Annotated in this window: 6 protein-coding genes and 1 rRNA gene; 2 read left to right on the top strand and 5 right to left on the bottom strand. The window is 68.7% G+C overall.

From position 1 onward, the window contains the following. From BMX65_RS24840 to thyX, 4 genes are all read right to left on the bottom strand, one after another. Positions 1-124: ribosomal RNA gene (locus BMX65_RS24840) — 16S ribosomal RNA — on the bottom strand; the annotation flags it as partial. Positions 125-559: 435 nt separating this feature from the next. Beyond that, positions 560-2,245 (bottom strand): ribonuclease J, encoded by a 1,686-nt coding sequence (locus BMX65_RS24835; protein WP_075002577.1) that lies wholly within the window; start codon positions 2,243-2,245, stop codon positions 560-562. Between the two features lie 180 nt (positions 2,246-2,425). After that, positions 2,426-3,325 carry a 4-hydroxy-tetrahydrodipicolinate synthase gene (gene dapA / locus BMX65_RS24830; protein ID WP_075002576.1) on the bottom strand — a complete coding sequence of 300 codons (900 nt, stop codon included), beginning with the start codon at positions 3,323-3,325 and terminating at the stop codon, positions 2,426-2,428. Positions 3,326-3,604: 279 nt separating this feature from the next. After that, a complete protein-coding gene (gene thyX / locus BMX65_RS24825; protein ID WP_075002575.1) occupies positions 3,605-4,342 on the bottom strand; it encodes an FAD-dependent thymidylate synthase in 738 nt (245 codons plus the stop codon). A gap of 266 nt (positions 4,343-4,608) precedes the next feature. Here thyX and BMX65_RS24820 point away from each other — a divergent pair, with 266 nt between their 5' ends. Together BMX65_RS24820 and BMX65_RS24815 are read left to right on the top strand one after the other, a co-directional pair. After that, the gene (locus BMX65_RS24820; RefSeq protein ID WP_075002574.1) at positions 4,609-4,842 is read left to right on the top strand and encodes a hypothetical protein; all 234 of its coding nucleotides are present in this window, start codon (positions 4,609-4,611) and stop codon (positions 4,840-4,842) included. Positions 4,843-4,977: 135 nt separating this feature from the next. Continuing rightward, positions 4,978-5,550 (top strand): hypothetical protein, encoded by a 573-nt coding sequence (locus BMX65_RS24815; protein ID WP_075002573.1) that lies wholly within the window; start codon positions 4,978-4,980, stop codon positions 5,548-5,550. Positions 5,551-5,575: 25 nt separating this feature from the next. Here the strand turns inward: BMX65_RS24815 and BMX65_RS24810 are convergent, their stop codons facing one another. Continuing rightward, positions 5,576-6,025, bottom strand: coding sequence for a tetratricopeptide repeat protein (locus tag BMX65_RS24810; RefSeq protein ID WP_075002572.1), 450 nt, complete (start codon positions 6,023-6,025; stop codon positions 5,576-5,578). Positions 6,026-6,041: the final 16 nt, after the last annotated feature.

The raw sequence follows: 6,041 nt of genomic DNA, 5'->3' as shown, positions 1-6,041 counted from the left end.
ATTGCCCACGTGTTACTCACCCGTTCGCCACTAATCCACCACCGAAGCGGCTTCATCGTTCGACTTGCATGTGTTAAGCACGCCGCCAGCGTTCGTCCTGAGCCAGGATCAAACTCTCCGTGAATGCTTCCATCCACAGGAAGAGCGGAACCGGAGGAGGAATAATCCCCCGGTTCACAGCGTCCTCGCTGTTGTGTATTTCAAAGGAACCTCAACCCGCCGAACACTCGGCAGGTCGGGGTATCAACATATCTGGCGTTGACTTTTGGCACGCTGTTGAGTTCTCAAGGAACGGACGCTTCCTTCGAAACAAATCGGTTCTGACGATGCAGTACCGGTTTCTCCGGACGTTTGCCCTTTCGGTGTCTCCGACCTTACCAGAATCTTGATCCTGCTCGTTTCCGAGCCGATTTCGGATTCCTGGCATCGGGATGCCCCCGGGCCGTAGTGCGCCCGGTTTCCCGTTGCGGTGGAGATGTAAACGTACTGGAGCGGGGCGCCAGGAAGCAAATCGAGGCGCCCCGCCTTCCCGTGGGCCGCAGCTGCGGCCCACGGGGCGTCAGACCTCGACGACGACGGGCAGGATCATCGGACGACGACGGTAGGTGTCCGAGACCCACTTGCCGACGGTGCGCCGCACCAGCTGCTGGAGCTGATGGGTCTCCGCCACGCCGTCCTGGGCGGACTTGGCGAGCGCCTCGTCGATCTTCGGAATCACCGCGGCGAAGTCGGCCTCGTCGATGCCGGAGCCGCGGGATTGCAGATGGGGGCCGCCCACGGTCTTGCCGGTGGTGCTGTCGACCACGACGAAGATCGAGATGATGCCCTCGTCACCGAGGATGCGCCGGTCCTTCAGGGAGGACTCGGTGACGTCGCCGACGGTGAGGCCGTCGACATAGACGTAGCCGGCCTGCACCTTGCCGCTGATCTTCGCCTTGCCGTCGAGCAGATCGACCACGACGCCGTCCTCGGCGATCACGATGCGGTCGTGGGGCACACCGGTCGCCGCACCCAACTCCGCGTTGGCACGCAGATGCCGCCACTCGCCGTGCACGGGCATGAGGTTCTTCGGCTGGCAGATGTTGTAGAAGTACAGCAGCTCGCCCGCGGAGGCGTGTCCGGAGACGTGCACCTTCGCATTGCCCTTGTGGACGACGTTGGCGCCCCAGCGGGTCAGCCCGTTGATCACTCGGTAGACGGCGTTCTCGTTCCCCGGAATGAGGGACGAGGCCAGGATGACCGTGTCTCCCTGGACGATGCGGATCTGGTGGTCGCGGTTGGCCATCCGGGACAGGGCGGCCATGGGCTCACCCTGGGATCCGGTGCAGACCAGCACCACCTCGTCGTCCGGCAGGTCGTCGAGGGTCTTGACGTCGACGACGAGACCGGCGGGAACCCGCAGATAGCCCAGGTCCCGGGCGATGCCCATGTTGCGGACCATGGAGCGGCCCACGAAGGCGACCCGGCGGCCGTGCTCGTGCGCGGCGTCCAGGATCTGCTGGATGCGGTGGACGTGGCTGGCGAAGCTGGCCACGATGATCCGCTTCTGGGCGCTGGAGAAGACCTGGCGCAGCACCGAGGAGATGTCGCGCTCCGGCGGCACGAAGCCGGGGACCTCGGCGTTGGTCGAGTCGCTCAGCAGCAGGTCGATGCCCTCTTCACCGAGACGGGCGAAGGCCCGCAGGTCGGTGAGACGCCCGTCCATCGGCAACTGGTCCATCTTGAAGTCGCCCGTGTGGACGACCATGCCCGCAGGGGTGCGGATCGCGACGGCCAGCGCGTCGGGGATGGAGTGGTTCACCGGGAGGAACTCGCAGTCGAAAGGGCCGACGCGCTCGCGGTGCCCCTCCTCGACCTCGAGGGTGTAGGGGCGGATCCGGTGCTCCTGGAGCTTGGCCTCGATCAGGGCGAGGGTCAGCTTGGAGCCGATCAGCGGGATGTCCGCCTTCTCCCGCAGGAGGTAGGGGACGCCACCGATGTGGTCCTCGTGGCCATGGGTGAGGACGATGCCGTCGATGTCGTCGAGCCGGTCCCGCAGGGAGGTGAAATCCGGGAGGATCAGGTCGATGCCCGGCTGCTCCTCCTCCGGGAAGAGGACGCCGCAGTCGACGATCAGGAGCCTGCCGCCGTACTCGAAGACGGTCATGTTGCGGCCGATCTCGCCGAGCCCACCCAATGGGGTGACGCGCAGGCCCCCCTTGGGGAGCTTCGGTGGCGGGCCCAGCTCAGGGTGCGGATGACTCAAAAGACTCTCCTTACCACGCGCGCCACGCACCCGCCTGGGTACGTGGCGCGCGATATTCATGATGCGCACGCAGCGGCACGTGTCGTTCGTGCGTGTCGTGCTTGTTCGGTGAGGCTGCGGCACTGTCCGTCGTGCACTGCAGCCGGTTTCCGGCGGTATGCAGTTGTTGAAGTCTGAGATCTACAGATGTACCCCGCCGTGGGCGAGATCGTGCTTGAGCTGCTCCAGCTCCTCCGGGGACAGCTCGACCAGCGGAAGGCGCAGCGGTCCGGCCGGGAGGCCCAGACGGTCGAGCGCGGCCTTGGTCGTGATCACACCCTGGGTGCGGAACATGCCGGTGAAGACGGGCAGCAGCTTCTGGTGGATCTCGGTGGCCTTGGCGACGTCGCCGCTGAGGTGCGCCTCCAGCAGGGCGCGCAGCTCAGGCGTGACGACGTGGCCGACCACGGAGACGAATCCGACGGCGCCCACGGACAGCAGCGGCAGGTTGAGCATGTCGTCCCCGCTGTACCAGGCCAGCCCGCTGGTGGCGACGGCCCAGCTCGCGCGGCCCAGGTCGCCCTTGGCGTCCTTGTTGGCCACGATGCGGGGATGCTCGGCGAGCCGGACGATGGTCTCGGTGTTGATCGGCACACCGCTGCGGCCCGGGATGTCGTAGAGCATCACCGGGAGGTCCGTGGCGTCGGCGATTGCCGTGAAGTGCCGGTAGAGGCCCTCCTGCGGGGGCTTGCTGTAGTAGGGCGTCACGGCCAGGAGGCCGTGTGCTCCTGCCTTCTCCGCGGCGCGGGCCAGTTCGAGGCTGTGCGCCGTGTTGTTGGTGCCGGCTCCGGCGACTACGTGTGCGCGCTCTCCCACGGCCTCCACGACCGCCTGGACGAGCTGGGCTTTCTCCGCATCGGTGGTGGTCGGGGACTCTCCGGTGGTGCCGTTCACGACGAGGCCGTCGTTGCCGGCGTCCACCAGGTGGGCGGCGAGCTGCTGCGCGCCGTCGAGGTCGAGCGCGCCGTCCGCGGTGAACGGCGTGACCATCGCGGTCAGGACCCGCCCGAAGGGCGTCTGCGGTGTGGAGGTCGGAGCCATAGGGTCCACGCTACTCGCAGCGCACCCCACGATGCTCCCTCGGGGCTGTCGATGCGGCGGCAGTCCGGCGGCGACACGGTGAGGGCCCGGCGCGGGGTATGTGCGAAGAGGGGCCCCGGCACTGCCTGCTCGGGGGTTCAGGCAGTGCCGGGACCGCACAATCACCCTAGATGAACTTCTTCAAACGTCGCAATACGGACACCTCCCGGACCCCGCCGACCGGCGGTAGGCAGCTCTCGGCGGGCGGGCCGGCAGGCGCCCGCCGGGGAGCCGGCGCCGTCAGGGGGCGACTCGGCCGTTGGCGTTGAAGGCGGCGTGCGTCAGCGGCATCAGCTTGGCCCACTGCTCCTCCATCAGCTCACCCACCATCTCGATCTCGCGCTGCGGGAAGCTGGGCACCCTGGCCTGCTCGTGCTGGGTGCGCAGACCGAGGAAGTGCATCAGGGACCGGGCGTTGCAGGTGGCGTACATCGACGAGTAGAGCCCCACCGGCAGCACCGCACGGGCGACCTCGCGGGCGACGCCGGCCGCCAGCATCTCCTCGTAGGTCTCGTACGCCTTCCGGTAGACGTCCGCCATCGAGCGGCTCGTGAGCTCGTGCTGCTCCTCGGTCCCGGGGACGAACTCGTACTTCCCCGGACGGCCCTGCTGGACGAGCTTGCGGTCGGCGTCGGGGACGTAGAAGACCGGCTGGAGCTGGCGGTAGCGGCCGGATTCCTCGTTGTAGGACCAGCCGACGCGGTGCCGGTGGAACTCCCGGAAGACGAAGAGGGGGGCGCTGATGAAGAACGTCAGCGAGTTGTGCTCGAAAGGGCTGCCGTGGCGGTCCCGCATCAGGAAGTTGATCAGCCCTTTGGAGCGCTCCGGGTCCTTGTTCAGCTCGTCCAGGGACTGCTCGCCCGCGGTGGAGACCCGGGCCGCCCAGAGCACATCGGTGTCGGACGCGCTGTGCTTCACCAGCTCGACCGTCATGTCGCTGCGGAAACTGGGGGCGGGCGGGGCGGGGGTTTCGGTCACCGGCTGGTCCTTCCACGTACGTATGCCAGAGCGGAGCCAGCCTAAGGGGAGGGTCCGACACCCGGGCCACAGCGGACCCTGCAGCCCGGTTTGACCGCTATTAGCGGGACAAACGCCTCCCATGCCGAAGAAACGCGACCCCGGTGACATACCTCGCCGTGCCGGTTGATATTTTTCACATGCGTCAGGCGGCGACGGGCACTTCCGACCCCGCCCGGACGTTCCCCTGGTAACCGACCAGAACGATCACGCAGGAGCACACCGCCATGTCCCGCGGAGAGTCCGTCCCGTTCGCCTTCATAGCCGAGGCAGACCGGTTCCGCAGCAATGTCACTCCCCCGCCCGCAGCCCGGCGCAGCTTCCGGGAGGTCGCCGGCAGCGCCCTGGTGGGGCTGACCGTCGTCGCCGGGCTCGTGGGCGCGGTCCTGCTCGGCCTTCCGGCCCTGAGCGAGGACCAGAGTCCCTCGAGCAAGCCGCCGGCAGCGGCCGAGGGCCGCTGACCGCGGTGCGGTCGCCTCGGGGAACGCCACCCGGGGGTGACCGCACCGACCGGGTCTCGCTAATGTCACCGCTCATACCGCTGCGGCGAGCAGCCGCTGGACAAGACCCTGTCGTGAGCGAGCGAGGACTGTGCCGTGCCCCTGCCCTTTGTGACAGCCGACCGCGAGGATCATGTGCTCGCGGCCCAGTCGGTGACCCTCGCCGAGGCCGACCGTGATCTGTGGCGGCGTCCCTACCGCCCCGGCCCCTGGCGGGTCGGCGGCGGCGCACTGCTGCTGCTGCTCGCCTCCTATGTGCTGTTCTCCGCCTTGATCATCTCCTTGGCCGAGGGGCTGCTGCCCAGCGGTGCGATATGCGCGGCCTGCGGTCTGCTGCTGGTCGTCCTCGCCGTGCGGCTGCTCCGCGCGGGTGTGTGGGTGAGCTCCCACGGGCTGCGCCATGTCGGGCTGCTGCGGACCACCACACTGCGCTGGTCGGAGACGGGGAGGCTGCGCACGGTCCAGCGTCCGGTGCGATGGCTGGGGATGCCGCGCACGGTGCAGGGCGAGGCCCTGGTGCTGGCCCGCACCCGCTCCTCCCGGTCAGCGGACGCGGCACCGGACGACCGGACGCTGCTGACCAGCCGCAACGCCGACTTCGTCACCCGGCCGCGGGCCTTCGTCCGGGCCGCCGACGTCATAGAGAGCTGGGCGGCCGAGTCCCGGTAGCCGCCCGGCGGCGCCCGGAACCTGCTCAGTCCCGGGTGCCCGCCTCGTGCAGAGCGATCGCGTGCTGCATCGCCTTGCGCGCGCGGGGGGTGTCCCGGGCGTCGTGGTAGGCGACGGCGAGCCGGAACCAGGAGCGCCAGTCGTCCGGCTGCTCCTCCGTCTCGGCCCGGCGCCGGGCGAAGACCTCGTCCGCCGAGGTGCGGTCGATCCGCCCCGAGGGCGTGCGGGCGAGTTCGTCGACCGGGAGTCCGCCCTCGGCCTCCAGCAGCCGCGCCAGCCGTCCGGCACGCCGCGCGAACCGGGTGGTGTGCCACAGGAACCACGCGCCGATGAAGGGCAGCACCAGGACGGCGGCGCCGAAGGCGACGGTGACGGCCGTGCCCTGCTGGATGAGCAGCACACCCCGGCTGCCGACCAGGACGAAGTAGACGACCAGGACGGCGGCCAGGAGGAAGTAGGTGATCTTCGCGCGCATGCTGCTGACTCCGTGG

This window comes from Streptomyces qinglanensis (assembly GCF_900111245.1).
Taxonomy (GTDB): Bacteria; Actinomycetota; Actinomycetes; order Streptomycetales; family Streptomycetaceae; genus Streptomyces; species Streptomyces qinglanensis.
This window is presented reverse-complemented; position numbering and strand designations above follow the sequence as displayed.